General features: G+C 55.2%; 3 protein-coding genes (1 of these 3 cut by a window edge). All 3 read right to left on the bottom strand.

From position 1 onward, the window contains the following. Tightly spaced (each overlapping or abutting the next), the 3 genes in view from OCV37_RS04210 to OCV37_RS04200 form a layout consistent with a single transcriptional unit that may run on beyond the window. On the bottom strand, positions 1 to 10,816 hold the 5' portion of the coding sequence (locus OCV37_RS04210; RefSeq protein ID WP_051680607.1) for a non-ribosomal peptide synthetase. The gene continues 3,830 nt to the left of window position 1, outside the view; the window shows 10,816 of its 14,646 coding nt (coding positions 1-10,816); its start codon is at positions 10,814 to 10,816; its stop codon lies beyond the left edge, outside the window. Continuing rightward, entirely contained in the window at positions 10,813 to 18,285 is a 7,473-nt protein-coding gene (locus tag OCV37_RS04205) for a condensation domain-containing protein (protein WP_051680609.1), read from the bottom strand. The genes OCV37_RS04210 and OCV37_RS04205 overlap by 4 nt, the downstream gene beginning before the upstream one ends. Next, the gene (locus tag OCV37_RS04200) at positions 18,282 to 25,040 is read right to left on the bottom strand and encodes a non-ribosomal peptide synthetase (protein WP_051680612.1); all 6,759 of its coding nucleotides are present in this window, start codon (positions 25,038 to 25,040) and stop codon (positions 18,282 to 18,284) included. Before OCV37_RS04200 ends, OCV37_RS04205 begins: the two co-directional genes overlap by 4 nt.

Genomic DNA, 25,040 nt, shown 5'->3' with positions numbered 1-25,040 from the left:
CATCCTGAATCACCAGAGCCGAACACCATGCATCAACAATCAAATGATGACGACTCCAGATCAACCAATGCTGCTGCTCCGCAATACGAATCAGCGTCAAACGCATTAATGGCGGCGTATTGAGATCAAACCCTCGCGCCCGATCAGCCCGACAAAACGCATCCAGTTGTTGATGCAGCTGTTGTTGATGCTGCGATTGCGTGATGTCATCACCGGACCAATCCAACATTTCAACCGGCAGCGTGACTTGATCCGCAAAATACTGGCGAGGCTCACCCTGTGCATTATCCTGAAAACGTGCCCGCAGCGCCTGCTCAGTATTAACCGTTTGCTGCCACGCCTGCACAAATGCTTCGGCATCCAGCGCGCCGTCAATCGCCACCGCTGTCTGATTGAAATATACCGAGTCCCCCCCTTGCAGCGCAGAGCTATGCAGATACATCCCCTGCTGCACCGGCGTCAACACATACCCAGCCACCGGCTGGGCCGTCTGTCCTTGTAACGTCTGTTCCTGCGTCTGTCCTGCTAAAGGCGTCTGTCCCCGTAATGCTAAAGGCGTCTGTCCCCGTAACGTCTGTTCCTGCGTCTGTCCTGCTAAAGGCGTCTGTCCCTGTAAGGACGAGACACGTTCAAGCCCCTGTTCAAAGGCATCAACCACAGGGTCGAGCTGCGGCTTCAGCGCTGGCGGATACTGCCAAACCACCGTCAGCTGGCCGTCCCGGATTTGTGCTGTGACTTCAATCAACTGGCGGCGCAAACTCTCAGGATGGCGCGCTTGTCCGGCACCGTCAGTCAGCTGCCAGTCCATATCGGACGTGCCGGTTTGGCCCAGATAATTGAACAAAATCTGCGGCGCGGGGAATGCCAGCCGTTGATGCAGATAACGCAACACACCGTAACCGATACCGAGGTCAGGCACAGCAGCCAGTTGGCCAGCGACGCGCTCTAAATCCTCCGATGCAGTGTCCAAGCGAACCGGGAAGCGACTGGTCAGCCACCCGACGGTCTCACTCAAGTCTTGCCCGGCAAGCCAAGGACAACGTCCGTGACTCTCCATTTCAATCAGTAGCTGATCCCGTGGAAACTGCACCTGAACCGCCTGAGTCAGCGCGGCAAGCATCGCCACTTCACAAGCCGAGCGCTGATGCAGGCTCCCTAATCCCAGCAAATGGGCGGTCAGTTGCGGTGAAAATGTCTGGTGACGACGATATACTGCGCCGATCGTACCGGGCTGAGCGCCGGCTATCAGAATCCCGGCATCAAACCGATTAACCATCGGCTGCCAGTATTGTTGCGCCGCGACAAGTTTGTCATCCGGCAAATCCAGCAACTGGTGCTGCCACTGGGCAGCGGTGGTTATTTCCTCACCGAGCGTGACCGCATCCCCATTCAATAAGCGCTGATAGGCCTGATGTAATTCCCGGCCAATGACACGCCACGAGACCCCGTCCACCACCAGATGGTGCGCAACCAGTAACAGCTGACTACGGCCGTCAGCCAGATTAAAGGCGACCACTTTGAATAATGGTCCTTCGCTCAGATTGAGACTCTGCTGGGTTGCCGCCACCAACGCGGTTAATCCGGCCGTATCCTGACCATCGAATCCGGCATACACCGCCGCCGTTTCATGCGACAAACGATAGCCAGCCTGTGCCGGTGTATCCAGATGTTCAAAACGTGCCGTCAGCAACGGATGCTTGTGTAACAGCGCATCGACTGCCTGACTCATCACCCGGTGAACAATCCGGGTCGGTACTTGGAGCATGACCGCCTGATTCCAGTAATGCGGATGGGGCTGCGGCTGTTCGAGGAACCACTGTTGAATCGGCAGAAGCGGCAGGAGCGACGGCTTTGCTGATGCGGTGTCAGTGTCTGGTGTCTGCACGCTCGTTTCAGCCGCTACAGCGGCAGACTCCGCGCCTGCCGAAGGTGGCGCTGTTTCACCGAGTGTCACCGCCAGCTCAGCAATGGTCGGCGTGGCATAGAGCATTTTCGGCGTAATCACCAGACCATGCTGCCGCGCCCGGGCCACCAATTGCAAGGCGATAATCGAATCCCCGCCCAGGGTGAAGAAATTATCATCCACCGATACCGGTTGCCGGAGTAACGCAGCCCAGAGAGATTGCAGTGTTTCGGTGACGGATGGCGTTCCGGCCACTGTGGCCGACGCCTCAGCAGATGGTTCAGCCATTGATGGAGCATGTACCGGTGTCTTGCATTCAACCGGTGTGATTTTCGCAGCGGCACCGCCAGATTCAGCGGTTTGTTCCGCCAGCAATGCCGTCAACGCAGCAATCGTCGGTGCGGCATAAATCTGTTTCGGCGTCAGTTTCAAGCCATGCTGCCGTGCTTTGGCAATAAATTGCAGACAGATAATCGAATCAGCGCCCAGCGTAAACAGGTTATCTTCGGCTTGCGGCCGGACATTGAGCAGACGCTGCCACAGGTCGCCGAGTACCTCATGAATTGCAGTTGCAGTCGGTAAAGCAGGTTCACCGTCAGTCTGAGCTGTGGCAGCCGAATCCGTGTCAGGCAGCGACGGTGAACCGACTTCTGAGAGCGAAGGGGTCACCATTGACGCAAGCAAACACGATGTCAGCGCCTGTCGATCCAGCTTGCCGTTTTTCTGTAACGGGAACTGAGTCAACGCCTGCCATAACCGTGGCACCATATAATCAGGCAACAGAGCTTCCAGCGCGATTTCAAGCTGTTTTAACCGGCGCGGGTCTGCATCTTCACAGGGAGCCAGCCTCACTGCTGCCGCCAAACGTTGACCACTCGGCCCGTCAACCGCCAGCACCACAGCTTCTTCAACTTCAGGCAGATCTTGCAAGGTCGCACTCACTTCTCCCAGCTCAACCCGGAACCCCCGAATTTTTACCTGATCATCCTGACGCCCCAGATAGCGTAGTTCGCCCTGTGCCCCTCGCATCACGCGATCTCCGGTTTTATACAGCGGCAACCCAACCGAGTCATCACTCAAGCCCAGAATATCGGTACGGCTGAACTGTCTGGCCGTGTTATCCGGCTGATTCAAATAACCTTTTGCGACTCCGGCACCGGCAATCCACAATTCACCGGCGACGCCGTTAGCCACGGGCAATCCCGCATCATCAACCACATAGGCGACCCCATTTGCCAGCGGTGTCCCAATCGAACCGAGATCATCCGCTGAACGAATTTCTGTGGCGCAGCAACCAATCGTTGCCTCCGTCGGGCCATAGTGATTGATGAGGGTCATCGTCGGCGCAAGCGCTTGCAACTGTGCCCAAAGGGACGCATCCAAGGACTCTCCACCGACGATCAGACATTGCTGCGGTAATAACCGTTGCGGCTCAGCAACGGCTAGTAATGCTTTCAGATGTGACGGTGCGATTTTCAGCACATCCACCGGATGTTGTGCCAGCCGTCCGGCCAAGGCTTCGGGATCAAAATAGTCATTCGGAGGCAACAAACGCAAGGTTCGGCCACTGCATAATGAAGCCAGTACACACGTGAAACCCAGATCCGCAGCCACAGTAGCAAAGGTGGTCATCGATGCATCCGGTGTCAGCGGGACGCGCTCAAACAGCGCATCCACATAACTGAGCAGATTACCGTGACTCACTTGTACTCCTTTGGGTTTACCCGTTGAACCGGAGGTATACACCAGATACGCGGTGTCCTGTGCCGTTAATCGTGGTAACGGCGACACCGGTGCTGTTGTCACGCCAGCGCATCGACTCAGCTTGGTGATATCGATCCACGCACATGCGTGATGTACCCGCGCTTGATCGGCGTCGTTACGGGGGACGTCGTTACGGGGACAGACACCCCAATCACCGGAGGACTCATTGCGGGGACAGACGCCCCACCGCCCGTCACCCCAGTCACTGGCCCAGCTTGGCACTTCCCCGCCAATCACATAAGCCGGTTGTGCATCGTCGATGATGTGCTGAATCCGGGAAAATGGCAGCTCCGGGTCAATACATACCCATGCCGCCCCCTGATACCAGGCCGCCAGCATTGCAACGATTTGTTCCGTCTGTCGCGGCATACAAATCGCCACGACAGGCACCTCGCTGCCTCGCTCAGTGCGGTTCACCCCATCTCGATTTATTTCAGGTAGCTGCTGCGCCAATTGCCCGGCCTGAGAGAGCAATGTCTGATACGACCATTGTGTCAGTGAATCTTGGCCGGAATGAAATGCGAGCGCTGTCGCTTCACTTGGCTGCGTCTGTATCCGTGCCAGTGCATGTTCAGACGGTACAGAAGTGACGTGAGATAACGCCCCGAGCGAAGCCGGTACGGCACCTGAACATTCCGCCTCAGACCAGCGACGGATCAGGTTCATCAGTGATTGCTGCGGTGAATGCGGATCGGCAACCACCCGCTCAATCCAGCCGATTAATTGACTGACCAGCCCGGGCATCCGTCCGGCATCGACTTGCTGCGGGTTGATCAGCAGATCAAATTGCAGATTGGTTCTCGGCACCACCCGCAATGTCAGCGGGAAATTATTCTCCACATGGTGCGCATCCAGAGACAGCGAAAGTCCGTCGATCGGTGTTGAATCTGACACCGGCAGATTTTCAAATACCAACAGGCTGTCAAACAACGGACCGCTACCGGATAGCGCGGCATAACGCTGAATATTCGCCAACGGGGTCTGCTCGTAATCGCGCATATTCAGATTTTGATCCTGCAATGCGGCCAGCCAGTCCCCCAGCAAGGTATCGGCCTCAATCCGCAGACGCAGTGGGAGAGTATTGATAAAGACCCCCATGATCCCATCCGCATTGGCGAGATCTGCCGGACGGCCGGATGTTGTTACGCCATACACCACATCATCTGTGGCCAGATAACGGGACAATACCAGTCCCCATAATCCCTGAATCACGGTATTTAAGGTGATCCCTTGCGTCCGCGCCCAGCTTGTCAGTGCGGCACTGAGCGACTCACCCAACGACTGCGAATGGAACGTTGTGTCCGAACGCACCGATGCATCAGCCACAGGCGCGGGAAGTGACTTGCCTTGCTCAAATCCTGCCAGAGCACGCTGCCAATATGCTTTCGCATCAGTAGCGCGTTCTGATTCAGCCAGCCATGCGATAAAATCGCGATAAGCGGATCCGGCGGTGCCGGGTAAAGACTCCCCCTTCACCAATGCCCGGTAATCGGCCATCACTTCTCCCACCAGCCGTTGCAGACACCAGCCGTCCATAATTAAATGGTGAATTGTCCAGATCAGGCGGTAATTCGCTTGCCCGTCTGCGGTATCGGGCCAGCGCACCAAAGCCAGTCGCATCAGCGGTGCTTGTTCAAGATCCAACTGTGTACGCGCTTGCTGTTGTAATCGGTGTAACTGTTGCTGACGTTCAGCCTCGGTCAGCGCCGACGCATCATATTCATCAAACACCAGCGGCACTTGCGGCGTCTGTCCCTGTAACGCCTGTCCTTGTGAAGACTGTCCCCGTAACGGCTGTTGCACCAGTTGATGCGGCTCATCAACCCCGTCACAAATAAAGCGGGTCCGCAAGGCGGTATGACGGTTGACTGCCTGTTGCCATGCCTGCCGGAAATACGCCGGATGCAACGGCCCCCGGCATGTCACCACACTCTGACTGATATAGGCATCGGGATGGTCGAGGCAGTGGAAGTACATCCCCTGTTGCGCCGGAGACAGCGGGTAGAGGTCTTCCACGCTCATCCCCTGATGTTCGGCCTGACGCACAATCGCCTGCACCTGTGCCTCACTGACCTTCGCCAGCGGATAATCTGCGGCAATCGCTCCCGCGGCGATCTCGCGGCTCTGCGCCAGCGATTCAAGACTATCGGCTAACAACGTGGCAAGTCGCTGTGCCTGTACCTGAGGTAACCATTGCGCAGCATACTGCACATTGATCACCAACTGCCCGTGTTGAACAAACGCATTGATTTCGATCGGCCAGTGACGTGGGTTTTGTTCATCGCGGAATGCCGACAATACTTCAGGTGCTTTGCTAAACAACGCGGCTCCGTCGCGGGATGTCGATGGCAGATCCAGTTGTCCCAGATAGTTAAACACCAATGTCGGTTGCCAGCGTGCCGGTGACAACTCACTCAAACGTGACTGAATCGGTAAAAATGGCATTGCCTGACCGCGCTCCGGGTTATGGCTCAGTGCAACACGATTCGAAAGCAACGCCTGCTGCCACGGTTGATCCGCTGTCGCAGGAGCACTGATCAGCGCCGGATAAATCCGGGTAAACCACCCCAGCGTTTGACTGACATCGAGATCCAATTGATCCCGGCCATGCCCCTCAAGCTGAATCAGATGGTGCGGTTGTCCGCTCCATTGCCACAAAGCATACGCCAAGGCCGTCAGACAAATTTCTTCGCCATTGGCTTTTACCGCCGGCGCAATGCGCTCAAACAGAGTCTGCGTGGTGTGAGGCGACAACTCAAAACGTTCCATCGCAGCAATCCCTGCCGGCTGCTGCGGAAACAGCGGTTGTTCCGCCAACGGGTAAGTTACTTGTAAGGCTTGCTGAACGTCCGGCTGGGCAGTCCACGCCTGCCATGCTTCCAGCCCGGTGTATTGCTCAGTCACCGACGGATCGGTCGTCTGTCCCGGTAAGTCCTGCTCTAAAACCGTCTGTCCCCCGAAGCTGGCAGCAGAGCCGAAACGTGCTGCAAACTGCTCGGTCCAGCCTTTGTAAGGCAGTGTCTGAGCCTGAAAAATCCCGTCTGGCAGAGCCATCGGTTGCGGTGTCTGTCCCTGTAAGAGCGTCTGTCCCGGCAAGGCCATCTCCTGTAAGCACAGATATCCCTGATGCAACGCCTCCAGTAAAATTCGCCATGAAACCGCATCGATAATCAGGTGGTGTGCGACCAGCAACAGCCGGTATGAGCAGTTCGCTGTTGCATCCTCGGCAATACGCACCAGAACCGCGCGGAACAGCGGGCCTTCGCTCAGCGACAGGGCCGACTGCGTTTGCTGACACAGTTGATCGATGCGAGGCTGAAGTGGCTCGTCTGCGGAGACTTGCCACTCCAGAGACTGAAATGCCAACTGCTCAGCGCTGATCTGATTTGGGCGGGGAATCGACTGAATCCATTGACCATCCGAATTGCGCGAAAAGCGGGCAGCAAGCAATGGATGTACCTGTAACAGCCGTACGAGTGTCTGTTCTACCAACGCAGGGTCAATCACGGCCGTACTGGTCAACAACACAGCCTGATTAAACTGATCGGGATTGGGCAGGTTCTGACTGAGGAACCAGTGTTGAATCGCACTCACCGGCGCGTCGCCATAATACCTTTCAGCAGAAAAATCGGCCTGTTCACTGACTTGAGCAACCGCGGCCAGCGCTCTGACTGTGGCATACCGGAAGACTTGCTTCGGCTCTATCGCCAATCCGACAGCCCGGGCTTTAGACACCACCTGAAGGCTCATGATCGAATCCCCTCCCAGCGCAAAGAAATTATCTTCAACACTGACGGTTTTGAGTCGCAGCACGTCAGCAAACACTTGTGCCAGTTGTGCTTCACGCGGTGACTGCGGTGCCACATACGCGCCTGCGTTCTGACGTGCCAGATCGATCGCCGGTAAAGCTTTGCGATCCGCTTTGCCGTTGGCATTGACCGGCATCGCATCGAGACGGACAAACACCGCAGGAATCATATAAGCCGGTAAATGAGACGCGAGTAACGTCTGCCACTGCGCCCAGTCCGGTTCATCGCCCTCTATCACCACATAAGCGGCTAACGTTTGTTGATCCGGTGCGGTGACCAGTACCTCTTTGACAAAATCCAGCGCAAGAATCGCAGCTTCAATCTCCCCTAACTCAATGCGTAAACCACGGACTTTGACCTGAAAATCGGTCCGCCCCAGATATTCAATGCTGCCATCTTCGCGGTAACGGGCCAGATCGCCGGTCCGGTAGAGACGCGCATACCAGCGTGTGTCCTCGTTAGCATGCCCCGCCTTCAGGCGTCTGTCCTTGTAATCTTCATAAAAAGGATTGGCGATAAATGCCTGCTCGGTCAGGTCATCCCGGCCCAAATAGCCGCGGGCTAAACCGGGGCCACTCAGATAAAGCTCACCAGCGACGCCCACCGGTACCGGATTCAGCTCTGCATTGAGAATCCAGGTTTGCATATTGGCAATCGGATAACCGATCGGCACGATGGCCGGACACGGGGTGCTGCAATCCCAGTAAGTGACATCGATTGAGGCTTCCGTCGGCCCGTACAGGTTATGTAACTGGCAGGAGAACAGCGAAAAGAAGCGCTCTTTCAGGGCAAAGGAGAGCGCTTCGCCACTGGTAAATACCCGGCGCAGCGAGGTACAAGCCGTCACATGCTGATGATCTAAAAAGGCTTGCAGCATGGTCGGAACAAAATGCAGAGTCGTCACCGTATGCTGGCGGATCAAATCGACTAATGTCTGGCTGTCTTTATGTGCATCGGGCGGCGCGACGACCAGCGTCGCCCCCACCATCAGCGGCCAGAAAAATTCCCAGACCGACACATCAAAACTGTACGGCGTTTTCTGGAGTACCACGTCTGTCCCGTTAAGGGGATACTGATCCTGCATCCACAAGATCCGGTTCATGACACCCACATGCGGCACAGCGACGCCTTTGGGCTTACCCGTCGAGCCGGAAGTAAAGAGGACATACGCCAGATGATCCGGTTCTGTCTGATTTGGCACCTGCCAGTCCGTCGCTTCCTGAGCCACCAGAGACCAGTCATCATCCAGCACATGACACGGCAAGTCTCCGGCAAATGTGTGGGTAAAATGGTCCAGTTCAGGGACAGTCAGCAGCAAGCTTGGTCGGGCTTGTTGAACAATAAATGCCAGTCGCTGTGCCGGATGCTCCGGGTCAACCGGCACGTAAGCACATCCGGCTTGCACCGTCGCCAGCAAACTGACCACCATCTGAGCGCTTCTTGGCATACAAATGGCAATCCGGCTTTCCGGTGCGACACCTTGTTTACGAATCCAATGGGCCAGCTGATTGACCTTATGGCTGAGCGTCTGATAATCCCAGCACACTTCCTGCAGCCCTTGGGGTGTGGTTTGCGTGAAAACCAAGGCCCGCTGCTGTGGTGTTTGGCGTGCCTGTCCTGCGAAGGCCTCACCGAGTGTCGCATGTGCCAGTTGGGGCGGCAGAAAAGCCGGCTGTTCAGTTTGGTTCCACTGCCATAAGGTCTGCCACTCGGAGTCACTGAGACCGGACATAGTGCGCAGTGGCCGGGTCGGTTCCCCGGCCAGGCATTGCAATAAATCGCGCAGCGCCGTCAGATAACACTGAGCCAGACGCGCCACATCTTCGCCGCGATAACAGGCGGTCCGATACTGGAATGACAACGCAAGTTGTTGGTTTTGATGAACGGCAAATAAAGAAAGATCATATTTGGCGGTAAATTCCGGAACCGGCAGCGATTCAATCACCATCTGCCCCAGCCGGATCGGCGCGGAGGATGACTGCTCCAGATAATTGAACATGCTCTGCGCCAGCGGTTCATGGCTGATATCCCGTGTCGAAACCAGTGCATCGACCAGCTTTTCAAACGGCATCGCACTGTGACTTTGCGCCCCAGTCAGTGCCTGATGAACCGTTTGCAACCACGTTTCTGCGGTCGTGTCAGTGCTGAGTTGCGCGCGAATCACCAGTGTATTGACGAACAGCCCCAACATATTTTCGAATTCAGGCAGCGCCCGCTCTGCCACCGGACATGCAACCCGGATATCTTGCTGTCCGGTGCGCTGACTCAGCATCCACTGGTAGGCGGCAAGCAACACCGTATAAGGTGTCATCCGATACGTTTCACAGACACGTTTCAGTTGCTGATAGTCCGTCGGTGCCAGCGAAAAATGATAACGTGCACCGTCATCCTCTCCGACGCTCCCGTTGTTTGTCGTCCCCGACAGCGCTTCAGCTGAACAACGCATCGGCAGCTCAAGGTGATAGTCGCCGCTTTCCAGCGTATTGCACCAGTAAGTCATCAGTTGCTCGTAGGTCTCACCGCTCAGCAACTGTTTCTGCCATTGGGCATAATCGATATATTGAAACGCCGGCGATGCGGCTTGCGGTGAATTTGACGCGCCTGCCATCACCTGTCCGGTCAACGACCGCGCCATCAACTGACTGGCTTTCTCCACCATCATGCGTGTCAGATTCTGCAATGACCAGTGATCGACCAGAATATGATGGAAGGTCAGGAGCAACTGGGACGCTCCTGAGGCACATTTCAGATGCGTGAGGCGGAACAGCGGCGGCTGTGCCAAATCGAACGGTTCGCTCATGGCGGCTTTCAGCGCCGCCTGATAGGCAACATCAGCGGCTTGTGGCGACTCGGTAGCACATAAATCAATCTCACGGATTTGCCATGCATCCATGATCGCCTGTGCGGTATGGATATGCGCAGCCGGACGGCCATCCGCTGCGGCTGAAAATGAGGTCCGCAGAATTTCGTGCTCTGCCACGAGCTGGCCAAAGACTTGCTGAAACAGTGCCAGATCAACCTGCCCCTGAACGGCCAGTAGCGCATTAACATTATATTGGCCGCTTGCCTGCTCAAACTGCTGTAAGAACCACATCCGTTCCTGAGCAAAAGAGAGGGGCAAGGCATCATCTGTCCGGCTGACCTGAGTCAGCACCGGCCATGTCCGGGACGGTTGCTGCTGCGCCAGATGCGCAATCATATCGGCTTTTCTCGCCTGTAATGTCTGCTTTACCTCGGCAGTCAATGCCCCTTTCGGCGCATCCACTTTTAATTTGCCATCTTCCAGACGTAAGTGAATATCACGCTGGAATAACTCAGCTAAAAGTACGGCAATACTCATAATTCAAAGCTCTCCCGTTCATCTTCGTGGTCGGTCGCAGATTCAGCCAGCCGCGAATGATCATTCATATCCACATAAGCAGCCAGACTGGCCAGATCCGGTAGTTCGATCAACTGTGCCAGACGAAGATTCAGGTTAAATTGTTGATTGATTCGGTTCACCAGACGGGTCAGCAATAGCGAATGCCCGCCCAGCGCAAAAAAGTTGTCGTGACGCCCGACAGATTCGATCCCCAGCAACGTCTGCCACAAGGCTGCCAGTTGCTGTTCGGTCGGGGTTTGCGGTGCGGAGAACATCACGCGCTGCCAGCTTGGCTCCGGTAAATGTTTGCGATCCACTTTGCCGTTATGGGTCAGCGGCAAAGCACTCAGGATCTCGATTTGATCCGGCACCATATAAGCGGGCAACCGCTGTTGCAGGAAGGTCATCAGCGGCTCAACCGGCAGTTGCTGATCACAGACCACATACCCGACCAGCGCATCCTGTTGTCCCCGCGCACGCACCTGTACTACCGCTTCGCGGATCGCCGGATAAGTTGCCAGCACGGCTTCGATTTCTCCCAGTTCAATCCGCTGACCACGAATTTTGACCTGAAAGTCCGCCCGTCCCAGATACTCGATGGCCCCATCCGCACGATAGCGCGCCAGATCCCCCGTGCGATACAAACGGGCATACTGCGCATCGCTGGTTGGCTCGGCTGCGGCTGCATTTACGGCCAACGGATTGGCAATAAACACCGACTCGGTCAGCTCAGGCTGTCCCAGATAACCCGCCGCCAGACCAACCCCGGCCAGATATAACTCCCCTGCCACGCCAACCGGCACCGGATTGAGCTGCGCGTCGAGAATCCACGTCTGCATATTGGCAATCGGATAACCAATCGGCACTTCGTTGACAATATTTTGTGCCCGACAATCCCACCAGGTGACATCAATCGATGCTTCCGTCGGACCGTACAGGTTATACAGTTCCACATGCGGCAATAACGTCAGGCAGTGTTGCTGGACGTGATAAGGCAACGCTTCCCCACTACAGATCAACCGACGTAACTGCGGATGCGGACTGGCCGTTTGCTGAGCAGGCATTGATTGAGAAGTAACTGGTTGAGAAATAACTGGCGACGAAGCGGCTTGCGGTGTCTGTCCCGCGAAGGATGCTGCGTCTTCAGGCGTCTGTCCCGCTAAGACGGCAGCAGATTCGAGCGTCTGTCCTGCCAAGGAATTTTCTGTGAAGGATTCAAGGAATCCATGCAGCATCGCAGGCACGAAATGCATCGTGGTAATCCCGTAATCGCGCACTAACTCAGAGAGTCTGCCACTGTCTTTATGTGCATCCGGCTCAGCCATCACCAGTCGTGCGCCACTGACCAACGGCCAGAAAAACTCCCAGACCGAGACATCGAAACCATACGGGGTTTTCTGTAACACGGCATCGTCATGCTGCAAACCAAATGTGTCCTGCATCCATGCAATACGGTTGACGATCCCGGCATGAGGCACCGCAACGCCTTTCGGCTGGCCGGTCGAACCGGAGGTATAGAGGACATACAGAATATCGTCCGGCTGTACGATCTGGCTGTCTGCGGGCTGCCATGGCTGGCCGTGGTAGATCTGACTTTCCGCGATTGCCGTTTCAACCCCCAGCACCATTATCGGTGTCTGTCCCGCTAACGGCGCCTCTCCTTCAGGCGTCTGTCCCGCTAACGTCGTCTGTCCTTCGAACTCGTCTTTGAATTCGTCGAACAGATGCATCACGCCCTGCTGTGCCAGCACCACTTTTGGCCGGGCACTGGCGACGATCATTGCCAGTCGCTGAGCCGGCAGATCAGGATCGAGCGGCACATAAGCACAACCGAGCTTCACACAGGCAAGTATGGCAATCACCATCTCCGGTGAGCGACGCATGCATAACCCGATGCGCTCGCCTCGCATACACTGATGTGACCGGCGCAGGGAATGGGCGAAGCGGGTCGCCAGCGCATCCAACATCTGATAGCTCAGCGCGAAGTCCTGACCCGGTTGCCATTCGTTGTTGTCCGAACACCGCGCTTCCGGGGAAAGTGCATCCAGATCAAACGATGTCCCCCGGTCCGCCGGACACATATCAGCCGGACACACCAAGGCAATCCGCTCCGGAGTCTGTTCAACCTGACGTGCAAGATAAGCATCCAGCGTGGCCGGAACATCATAAACTTGCTCAGTCTGGTTCCACAGCCATGGACCGGTCTGTTGAGACTCATTCACCAAAGCACGAATCAATTCATCTTCATGTATTTCATCTCCGGCACAGGCTGCCTGAGTCAGTAACGTAACAAAATCCGCCAGCATCGCGGTGGCAACCAACGGCTCAATCTGACTCGAATCGAGGGTGAGACGCATATCCAGTTGTTGATGCGGCACCAGCACTAACGTCAGCGGATAGTTATTGCGCTCCAGCGTTTCCCGGACGGTAAACTGTAGTGCATCATCCATCTGGAACTGTTCACCGGGATAATTTTCGAACACCAGCAAGTTATCGAACAGTGCATCGGTCAGCCCGGTTGCTTTCTGAATCTCAACCAATGGCACATGCTCATGTTCACGGCTGTTGATCAACTGATTTTGTAAACGGTGTGCCAGCATCACCAATGATTGTGATTGATTGAGCTGCGCAACTAACGGAATCGTGGTAATAAACACGCCCATCATCTGCTGTGCATTGTCCAGAGCATCAGGGCGCCCGGCACTGGTGATGCCCATGGTGACAGTGTCATGATTGGTGTAACGCTTGAGAATCAGTGCCCAGACCGCCTGACACAATGAGTTCAGCGTCAATTGATGTTTGGCCGCCAACGCTTTCAGCCCTGCGGTCGATGCCGGAGACAGCGTTTGGGTATACTGCTGCACCACTGATGGACGAACTGACGAACCCGCAGTACGCATCGATGCCTGTCCTTGTTCCGATTCTCCTTGTTCCGACTGTCCTTGCACCGGCTTCAGTGGCCGGGGAAGCCGGACACCATCTGTTGCGTTAGTCGTGGTCAACAACTGTTGCCAGTAATCTAAACTGGCCGTGGTATCTTGCTGTTTCAGCCACGCAACAAAGTCAGCAAACGCCCCGACACTGACCGAATCAGCAGCCCCTCGTCCCGCCGTCAGGCTTTGATAAGAGCGGCGCACTTCGGCCACCATTTGTCCGGTACACCAGCCATCAACAATCAAGTGATGTCGGGTCCAGATCAGGCAGTGATGGTCAGCTGTGAGACGTACCAGACGGAAACGCATCAGCCCCGGATGTGTCAGCGTAAATTCTTGTTTGAACGCGGCTTGTGCCAGCTGATGAACTTGCTGCCCGGACGCCGTATCGTCATCACCAGTGATCACTTGCCAGTCAAGCGGCACGGTCTTGGCCACATATTGCAACGGAACATCCAGCCCTTGCCAGATGAAACCGCTGCGTAGCACCGGATGGTGGTCGAATAATGCTTGCCAGGCGTGCTGCAACGCCTGTACATCCAGTTCCCCATGAAAATCAATGATGCTCTGATTGAGATACAATCCTTGGTTCGGTTCCGCAAGAGAATGGAATAGCATCCCCTGCTGCGTCGGAGTCAGCGGATAGAGATTATCCAGAGCATCCGGTGCAATCGGGAGTTGTTTCAGCAAATTCTCGAATGCGGCCTGAGATGGCACCACATCCATGATCAACGGATAATCGCTGAGTGACCGGACGGACGATGTCCGCTCACAATGCTCAATCAACGCCGATAACAGCGAGATGAAATCTTGCGCTACTTGCCGGATCATCGCGGACGTCTGAACATTGCAGTTGAACTGCCAGCGCAGGGTTAACGCACTGTGTTGGATCATCGCATTGATATCCAGCCACTGTTTACGGCGATTGCTGCCATGACGCTGTTCGGGAACCGTTTCATCCGCGAGGGAAATATCGCCAATCGCTAAACCGCGATCCAACTGACCGAGATAGTTAAACACAACCGAAGGGGTCACCAGTGCATCCAGCTCACCGCCCAGATATTTCAGCACGCCGAAGCCCTGCCCCTGATCCGGCACCTGACGCAATTGCGCTTTGGTATCCAGAATCAATTGCCGCATGGTGGCGTCTGTCCACGCAACGCCGTTCCCTAAACCGTCTGTCCCCGTAACAGAAGCGTCTGTCCCCGGAGTAACATCGGTCTCCGTGGTTATCTGGGCATGGCACTGCAAACGCACCGGATAACGACTGGTAAACCAACCGACGGTTTGCGATAAATCTAATGCTTCGTGTTGCCGGCCGTGACCTTCCAGTTCAATCAGCAACTCAGGCTCTTTGCGCCATGTCGCAAACACGCCATTGAGTGCGGCAAGTAACAGGTCATTAATCCCGAGTTCGTAGGCTTGTAATGCCGTTGTGGTTAATTTTTGAGTGAGTGCAGGCTCAAGCTGTACCTCAAGAGTATCGGTATCCGCCAGACGGTTGGGCTGGGTAAAGTCGATCTCCCCGAGCGAGGCAGGTAAACGCACCCAGCGGTGCTGCGTTGCGGCGTCTGTCCCTGCAAGCGGCTGCCAGTATTGGCGGGCAGCTCGCTTGCGGGATTCAGGCCACTGTTGCAGATAATTCACCCACTCGCCGTATGAGGCACTTGGCGCTGTCAACTCAGGTTGCTCGCCGCCTGAAAGACTAAAATAAGCCTGACATAACTGACTGAGTAATACTCGCCAAGACACGCCATCAACCACCAGATGGTGCGCCGTCAGTAAGATCCGGCCACCGTCTTGATCGTGAAAGTCGATCACATCAACACGAATCGGCGCCGTCTTTTGCAGGTCAAGCAATGACTGCTGCGCGCTTAATAAACGGTTGAGTTGCTGAGCCGGAATAGCATGAGCCTCGACCGGCCACTTTTCCTCGCCAAGCAGTCCCTCGCCAAGCTGCTGTAATACCGTTTGTTTCTCAGCATGGGCATTCGCGGTTTGGGTGTCTGTCCCTGTAACAGCATCACTCCCTGTCGAGACATCGGTTAGAGCGTCTGTCCCCGTAATCACGTCATCAACAGCACTGACTTCATCAGCAATAAAGTAGCGCGCTGACAACTGAGGATGCAGAGCAAACACCTGAGAGACCGCCTGACGCAGGCATGGCAGATCAAGCGTGTCGGTATAACTTAATAACACCGATTGATTCCAGTGATTGGCTTGCGCCAGATGCTGGGTGAAAAACCAGTGTTGAATCGGAGCCAGCGGTATATCCGATGAGCGCTGTACTGTGCTCTCCGTCTGGACGGCAGGTTTGCAGCCAGTCAGCTCACGGGCAAGCGCAATCGGTGTCTGCAGGGCAAAAACCTGTTTCGGCGTCAGTCGGATGTCGGATTTTTTCAGTAACGCAACCAGTTGTAAGCAGAGAATGGAGTCACCGCCCTGCCGGAAAAAACTGTCATCCAAAGCAACGGTTTTGTTCAGCAGAGTGCCATATCCGGCAGCGATCTGTGCTGCCAGCCGGAGAACATCATCGGTATCACTCGATGCCGCCTGTAGCTGTTCCCGGGCAATCTTCAGCGGGGTTTGCTGCGCAAAAACCTGTTTCGGCGTCAGTCGGATGCCGGATTTTTTCAGTAACGCAACCAGTTGGAGACAAAGAATAGAATCGCCACCGAGCTGGAAAAAGCTGTCATGCAGCGTCACATCTTTACGTAGCATCTCTCGGTAGCCCGCCGCAATTTGCCCGGCCAGTTGCATGACCTCATCGCTGTCCGTAAACGAAAGCGTATCGGCCCCCGTATCATCGGCATGCATCGGTTCAGCCGGCTCCCGTTCACGGATATCCCATAACTGATCAGGTTGCCCAAACACCTGCGTCAGGGTTTGCAGATACGTTTGCAGGAAAGCCTGTATCGTCTCCTGACGGAACAGTTCGGTACTGTATTCAAGATCAATCCGTAATGCCGACTCGCCGTCAGCCTGATCAATCTCATTTAAACGCACGGTCATATCGAAACGCGCCTGTTTAAGGTCGCGTTCTGCCACATCAACCGAGACATCGGTCAGGGCCAGTGAACTGCGCGGCACATTACGGTAGACAAACAGTACCTGAAACAGCGGGCTCCACGCCTGTCCCCGTTCGATATTCAGTGCATCCAGCACCAGATCAAAAGGCAGATCCTGATGTTCGAACGCCGCTTGTGTGGTCTGCGACACTTGTGAGACCAAGCGTCGGAACGTCACTTGCGACGGTAACTGATGACGCAACACCAGTGTATTGACCAAAAATCCGAGCATGTTCTCTAATTCAGGTCGTTGCCGGTTGGCTACCGATGTTCCCAGACAGATATCTGTCCCGGCCCCTTGCCGGTTGAGTTGGAGTAAAAAAGCGGCTTGCATGACGTTATATAAGGTGGTTCCTTCGCGAGCAGCAAAGTGTTGTGCGGCCTGAAACACATCATCTGGCAGCGTCAGACGCTCTTGTGCGCCCTGATAGTTGCGCTGAGCAACACTCGGGTAAGGAAAATCAAACGGTAACTGAATCTGACCCGGCGCATTGGCAAGGGTTGTCTGCCAAAATTCACGTTGTTGTTGCGCCTTGTCACTGGTCAGCCATTCTTGCTGCCAGAGTGCATAATCCGCATATTGCAACGGCAACGGCCGGATAGCCTCCTCGTCCGGGTGCATGAGGTGATGATCATATAATTCAGCCAGTTCCTGAATCAGCAAAGACTCCGACCACGCATCAAAGGCGATATGATGAATCACAAACAGCAAGTGCCAGCGCTGATGTCCCTCTTGCGGGGACAGACGCCCTTGGCTTGCATCTGCCGCTCCCCTTGCGGGGACAGACACCTTGAGTTCGGCTTTCCTTTCTGAAGACCGTGCTTGCGGGGACAGACGCTTTTCAGAAGCCTCGGAATCCTCTTCAGCCGAAGCTTCGCCGACAGATGAAAGCAACGCCACTCTGACAGGCAGGTCGCGATCTAATGCGAACGGCTGATTGCTGATCTGTTCACAGCGCTGCTCTATATCGGTGACCCGAGTATAAATCTCAAACGGCAGTGGATAGTCCTGCTCGACTTGCTGGTACACCTGACCGGCCGCATCGGTCTGATAAGTACTGCGCAAAATATGATGACGTTGCAATAAGCCGGCAAACGCCCGCTGCATTGCCTGTAGGTCAAGCGCGCCGGTCAGAACCAGCCGCCCGGTCAGGTTATACAAGGCCCGGCCCTGCTCATACTGTTCAATAAACCACAAGCGTTGCTGAGCACTCGACAGCACAGCACGATTGTCCGGATGGGCCCCTGGAACAATCGGTAATTGCCAGCTGTCAATCTGCTTCGATTGCAACAATGCCCGGAACTGCTGCTTTTTCTCCGCAGGCAGCTGCGCCAGACGTTGCGCGATGTGATAAGGATCCAGCGGGTTCTCCGGCTTGGCCGGCTGTTGTCCGTCCCGCGGATTGGATTCAGGAGAATTCTGTTGATTCAATTCGGCATGACTCATAATTCAAACTCATCTAACAGGGCAGCCATCATCGCTAAATCATCTTGCTGTGAAGTGTCAGCGGTAAGTTTGTCTGCCAGTGCTTTGATTGTTGGGTTGTGGAAAATTTCAGCCAACGGCAGACGTTGATTGAAAGTGCGCTGAATGCGGGCCTGCAAGCGCGTTGCAGACAGGGAGTTGCCGCCTAAGTGGAAGAAGTTATCATCCACGCTCACTGCGGTTACATTGAGAATTTGCTGCCAGATATCGGCCAGACTTTGCTCGGTTGCGGTTTCCGGTGGCAGATGGCGACGCCCGGCTCCCGCTGTCGGATAAGGCAGGGCCTGACGATTGATCTTGCCGTTGGTATTGAGCGGTAGCTGCTCCATGACCTCAATACAGGCAGGCACCATGTATCCCGGCAGATGTTCGGCCAGATAGGCAGTCAGATCCGTCGGCTCGGGATGGCCGTGACGAATAGAAACATAAGCGGCGATAAAGGCGGAATCTTGCTGAGCATCCCACAGCACCACGACCGCATCTCTGACCGCATCGTGATTGAGTAGCAGCGCTTCAATTTCGCCGAGTTCAATGCGAAAACCACGGAGTTTGACCTGAAAATCCATACGCCCGAGGTAGTGAATGCGCTGCTGTGCATCCATCATCACCCGGTCGCCGGTGCGGTACATTCTCGCCCCGGCCTCAGTGCGAAATGGATTGGCAACAAACTTTTCTGCGGTCAGTTCAGCCCGGTTCAGATACCCCTTCGCCAAACCGTCACCGGCGATATACAGTTCACCTTCAACCCCGACCCGCACCGGATGCTGCATCTCATCCAGCACATAAAAATCGGTCTCGGCAAACGGCTGACCAATCACCACATGGTTGGTTGATCCGTTTTCCAGTGACGCCCAAGAGACCGGTTCACAGCTTGCCCAAATGGTTGCTTCCGTCGGACCATACAGATTAAATACCCGATTCGCTTGCCGAAGCAGTGTGGTGGCCAACGTTTTCGGCAAGGCCTCCCCACCGGATAAAACATCGAGCGTCTGCCACCATGCCCCTTCATATTCGGCCAGTCCCTGCCAAGTGGCCGGTGTCGCCTGTAACAGGTTGATGTCATGATTGATGATCTGCTGCACCAAAGACTGGGTATCTTTGCAAACATCGTCTCCGGCCAACACCACCAAACCACCATGTAGCAATGGCAAAAACAGCTCCAATGCGGCGATATCGAATCCGACAGTGGTGACGGCCAGCAAACGGCTTTGAGCAGAAACCGGAATCTCGTTGGCAATCACGTGCATGAAGTGTTGCAACGCCCCTCTCGAAATCTGTACCCCTTTCGGCCGCCCTGTAGAGCCGGAAGTAAAAATACTGTAGGCCGTCGCCTCAGCCGGAATAGTCTGCTCTAATGTCGGCACCGGTGTATGAGCTGACACGGTAACCGTTTGTAATTCAGCAACCGTTACCTGACGAATATCGCTGCTGAGTGCCAGCGGCTCAGCCACCAGCAAACAGATTGCACCGGACTGTTGCAGAATGTTCTCCAGCCGCTCCGACGGATGTCCCGGGTCCAGCGGAATATAGGTTATCCCGGCGCGGTATAACGCCAGCAAGTTAATCACCAGCTCGGTATTCCGCGGCAATGCCACCGCGACGGTCCGCGTCAAGGCGTCTGTCCCTGTAACAGTGTCTGGCTCTGTAAGGCCGTCTGTCCCTGTAAGGGCGCCATCAAAAGCGTCTGTCCCCGTAAGTTCAGCCACCAGTCCGGTCAGTACCGCCGCGCGGTTTTCAACCGCCTCAACCAATGTCGCATAGGTATATGTTTGATCGGTGGCGATCAGCGCTGGCTTATCAGGTGTTTGACGGGCCTGATGATGTATTTGCTGAATTAAGTCATCACTTGGGCGGGACGCTGTACTCTTAGCGGGGCCTCGAAGGATCGCCAGTTCACTGTCGTGTGCGATCAGAGCGGCCAGACAGCTATCGATGCGCTGCGTGAATGACCGACCAAGCTGAATTAAAGCCTGTTCAAAAATTGCCAGTAAGGTGGTGATCTGTTGTTCGCAGAGACGCAGCTGATCATACCGGCAGTGCAAGGTCAGCGTCTCACCGGGTTCGATCTGCAGCATCAGCGGTAAGTTGCTGTGTTCAAGAACCGATAATAATTCGATTTTCGGATCGTCCAGATCAGCCAGTGCCGGCGGGAACGGGTAATTCTGATACACCAACACTGTATCGAATAGTGCCTCTCCCGGTGGCAGAGATAATGCGGACTGAATCTGCGCGAGCGACAGAAAATCGGCATGGCGGGATTCCGAGGCACTGAGCTGCACTTGTTGCGCCAGTGCTTGTAGCGACTGATCTGCTTTCAGGATCACCCGTTGCGGTAAGGTGTTAATGAACATCCCTGCCGTTTGCTGAATCGCGGTTACGGCATCGCTCCGCCCGGAAGTGGTACTGCCAAAGACAACATCACTGCGCCCGGTTGCTCGGTTTAAGGTCAGCGCCCATCCCAGCTGCAGTAAAGTATTGACCGTCAGATTATGGGCTCGAGCCTGCTGTGTTAATTGTGTCAGCAGGCCGGCATCCAGCTCTGTTTTTACATAATTGGTTTTTACACAATTGGCTTTCGGTGCGGTGTTTTGCGGAGAATCAGTTTGATCCTCAGGCGAATCAACCGTTACGTTCACAGCATGCGCCGCGTCAGCCGAAACGGCAGATGCCAGCGTTGTCGGCCCTTCAACACCGGCCAGTGTTTGTTGCCAGTAAGCCATTGCTTGAGATACATCCGCATCAGCCAGCCATTGGCTGTAAGCCTGTAGTGTCGGCGCTTCAGCCAGTGTTTCCTGACGATACAACGCTATCGCTTCTCCGGCGATCAACGCGGATGTCCAGCCATCAACCACCAGATGATGACGCGTCCACACCAAGCGGAACTGTGCTTGCCCGAAGTGCACTAACGTGACTCGCATCAACGGGGCGGTGCCGATATCAAACCCGTTATCAGCCTCATGGGTTAACAATCCGGCAAATGCGGTTGACTGATCCTCACCACTCAAATGCTGCCAGTCCTGATAATCGGTTTCGATTTGCAGCCCGCGGCACACCACCATGACCGGTTGATCCAACCCTTCCCAGATAAATCGGCTGCGCAGAATATCGTGACGTAACGCCGCTTCTTGCCATGCATGAAGAAAGTCGAACGGCTCTATCTGCCCGGTCAACGACATCGCCGTGACATTGGTATATAAACTCGGATCATTTTCCAGCAGACAATGATAGAAAATCCCTTGCTGGCCGGGTGACAGCGGCAGAATATCCTCAATCACTGCCGCCTCAATCTGCGCGGTGATCTGCGTCAGATCCGGCTGGCTGAGATCGGCCGTCACATCCCCACATTCAATGCTGTTTGGTAATAATGCCATCTGACGCCGGCTGCACGAGCGTTGCGGTGATGCAGTCCGGTTATCCGTTATCTCAGCCGTCGCATTCACAACCTCTTTTGCTTGTTGTTCAGCAAGAAATTCAGATAGTGCAGCCGGGCTTTGATGACGGAAGATAACCTGAGGGGTCAGCGGTAATGATGCCTTTCTTGCCATCGCGACCAGTTGCAGCGCCAGAATTGAATCGCCACCCAGCGCAAAGAAGCCAGCCTGAGGATCAATGGCCGACGGTTCCAGTTGCAGCACCTGAGCAAAAAGGGTCTGGAGCTGACGGACCCATTGCGAATGTGGCGCAGCTAGATCGGTCTGTCCTTCTGACTCGCCCGCTAACGCCGTCTGTCCTTCTAACTGTGTCTGTCCCGCTAACTTCTCAGCCTCTAAAACCGTCTGTCCCCCCAAGCTCGTTTGTCCCGCTAAGGGTGTCTGTCCCGCGAAGCGGGAAGGCGTGGTTGTTGGGCTGCCAATTAACGTTTGAGCCTGTTCACGCAAGGCTTTGCGGTCAATCTTGCCGTTACTGTGACGCGGTAGTTGCGCAAGGTGCTGCCAGAAATGCGGTAACATATAGCCGGGCAATTCACTTTCCAATGCCGTGATCAGTTGCTCGGTGTGGCGGTCAGCAACAACAAATGCGACCAGCGACTCACGACGCGCATCCCGTTCGAAACAGACAGCCGCTTCCCGCACCGACGGAAGTTGTGCCAGCCTGCGTTCAATCTCGGCCAGTTCGACGCGGTATCCGCGGATTTTTACCTGACCATCCGCACGACCGATAAACTGTAACGCCCCGCCGGGTAAGCGTCGGACCCGATCTCCGGTCCGGTAGATGGTCTCCCCGGAGATTAGCGGATGGGCGATAAAGCTTTGGGCGGTTTTTTCAGCATCCTGCCAATATCCTTCGGCAAGCTGCTCGCCGGCAACGTAGAGTTGACCAATCGCTCCGGTCGGAACCGGAGACATCGCATCATCCAGCACATAAATTCGGTTACCGGCCAATGGTGTTCCCAGAGAAACCGGCTGGTCAGCCGTCAGTCGGCCGGCAAGGACACCGACCGTTGTTTCTGTCGGCCCATAGTGGTTAAAGACCGTCAGGTTCGGCGCGGTTTGCCATAACTGTTGCAAAAATGTCTCGGTGGTCCCTTCTCCGCCGAGCACTAAAGCGCAGCGGGGCAGAATCTCCAATCGCCCGGAGGCCAGTAATCCTTGCAGATGGGACGGTACGACTTTCAGCATATCGACCGGATAGGCAGACAGATGGTCGGCCAGCCCTTCCGCATCGAGCATCCAGTCTTCATCGAGGACACGGACAGGGAAGCCGCCCAGTAATCCGCCCCACAATGCGGTATAACTCAAGTCGGTTGCGATACTGGCCAGACTGGCGTAAACACTGCCGGGTTGCAGATTCAAACGCTGATTCAGGGCCGTGACATAAGCAGCTAACGCTTGATGTCCGACAGCAACAGCTTTCGGTGTCCCGGTCGAACCTGAAGTGAAGATCATATAAGCGGTTGATGCAGCATGGGCCGGTAAGGCAGCAAATTCAGTGGAGAAACCGTCAATCCCGGAGGCATCCAGCCACACAATCGTATCGGCCAACCATGCCGGACGTGCCCCCAGCCCGACACAGGCTCGCACTTGTGCATCGGCCATCATGCCGTGTAAACGCGCTGTCGGTAACTTGTCATCAAACGGGACATAAGGCATCCCGAATTGCCAGGCTGCCAGCATCGCGGCAACCTGCTTCTCCCCCCGGGGAAGCAATACCGCGAGTGAACCCTGACTTTGGGGGCTAAATCCCTGCTGAACAAGTCCATTGCACAGACTGGCGACAGTCCGGTTTAACGCCCCGACCGTGATCACGTCTTCGTGATGTAATAACGCAACGTCATCGTCGGCGCGTTGCTGCCAGAGTGCCCATGCAGTGGCAGGTTGAGATGCCGTGGACTGAGTGATCGTTTGAAGGTCAGCCCGCGAGTGATCGGGTTCAGAGACGGTCATCCACGCCATCACCGGTAAAGACTGCAGCGTGTGTTCCGGATTAGTGGTGAGACAGTCGAGTAAGGCAAAGAAATCATCTGCCATTGCCGCGATCGTTTCCTCACGGAACAAGCTGGTGTTAAACCGCCAGTGACATGACAGCTCTCCGGTCTGAGATTTATACACACCAAGATTCAGTTCGTGTGCTGCGCCCCGTTGTCCGGTTTCCAGCATCCGGCCAATCAGCGGGCGACAAAAATCAAGCGCATGGGTCGGCGTGTAAGTCAGCATATGACTTACCAAGCCACTGCGATCCGCACTGCGCTCTTTCATCAGTCCTTGGGCAAGTCGGGCAAACGGCAACTTCTGGTGCGGTACAGACGTTTTCAAAAACGCCGTATTGTGTTGCATCAACGCAGCAAAACTGGTGGATTGTGAGAAATCAGCCATCACCGGGATCGGGTTCGCACAATAGCCGACCACGTCGCGGTCACGTCGTCCGCGCCGACCGGATGTGGGTGACGCAATGAGAAAGCGCGTCTGTCCACTTAAGCGATGGAGGTAATACTGGAATGCGCTCAGTAACAAAACATACGGGGTGACCTGATAGGTTTTTGCCGTGGCAAAAATCGCATCGCTCAGGCGGCTGTCTGCCTGACAAATCCACTCGTCACCGGTAAAAGCGCGGATTTCAGGACGCTCAAAGTCAGTCGGAATATTTAATCCCTCTGGGACATCGCCAATAGCCTGTTGCCAGAACGTCGTGGCTTTGTCTGCTGATTCACTGGCTAACCATGCTTCCTGACGGCTCAGCCAATGCGAAAACTGTTCATGGACCTCCGGTGCCGGTTGCCCTGTCGTCAGGTGGGTATAAAATTCAGCCCATGTCTGCATAAACCGCTCCATGCCATAGAAGTCCCCGGCGATGTGGTGTGCGGTCACGGTAATATAAGAAATCCCTTCCCCGATCAGCAGATTGACGCGCAACACATTCCCGGTTTCAAGTTGAAACGGTTGATCGGCTGACCGAGCGATCCATTCCTGACGCTCTGAGTCAGTGCATGTGCGGTGTTCGACACAAAATTCAGCCTGTGTTGCGGCAAACGCCCGCGCACAGACTTGTTCACCTTGCTGAAAATATCCGGTTCGCATGATGACATGAGATTCAACCGCCAGATAAAAGCTCTGTTCCAGTTTATCCAACTGCAACGCTGGCTCTCCCGGCTGGCCTAATTCACTGACGAAATAAACGTTATATGCGGCAGAAGCCGGGGCAAGCTGGTATAAAAACCACAGGGCGGCCTGATTGAGTGACACCGCTTGATTGACCTGTTCCAGAGAAGTGGATTCCAT

The sequence above is a fragment of the Vibrio rhizosphaerae genome (assembly GCF_024347095.1).
In the GTDB taxonomy this organism is placed as follows: domain Bacteria; phylum Pseudomonadota; class Gammaproteobacteria; order Enterobacterales; family Vibrionaceae; genus Vibrio; species Vibrio rhizosphaerae.
The sequence above is the reverse complement of the archived record's forward strand: the minus strand, read 5'-3'. Positions and strand labels throughout refer to the sequence as shown.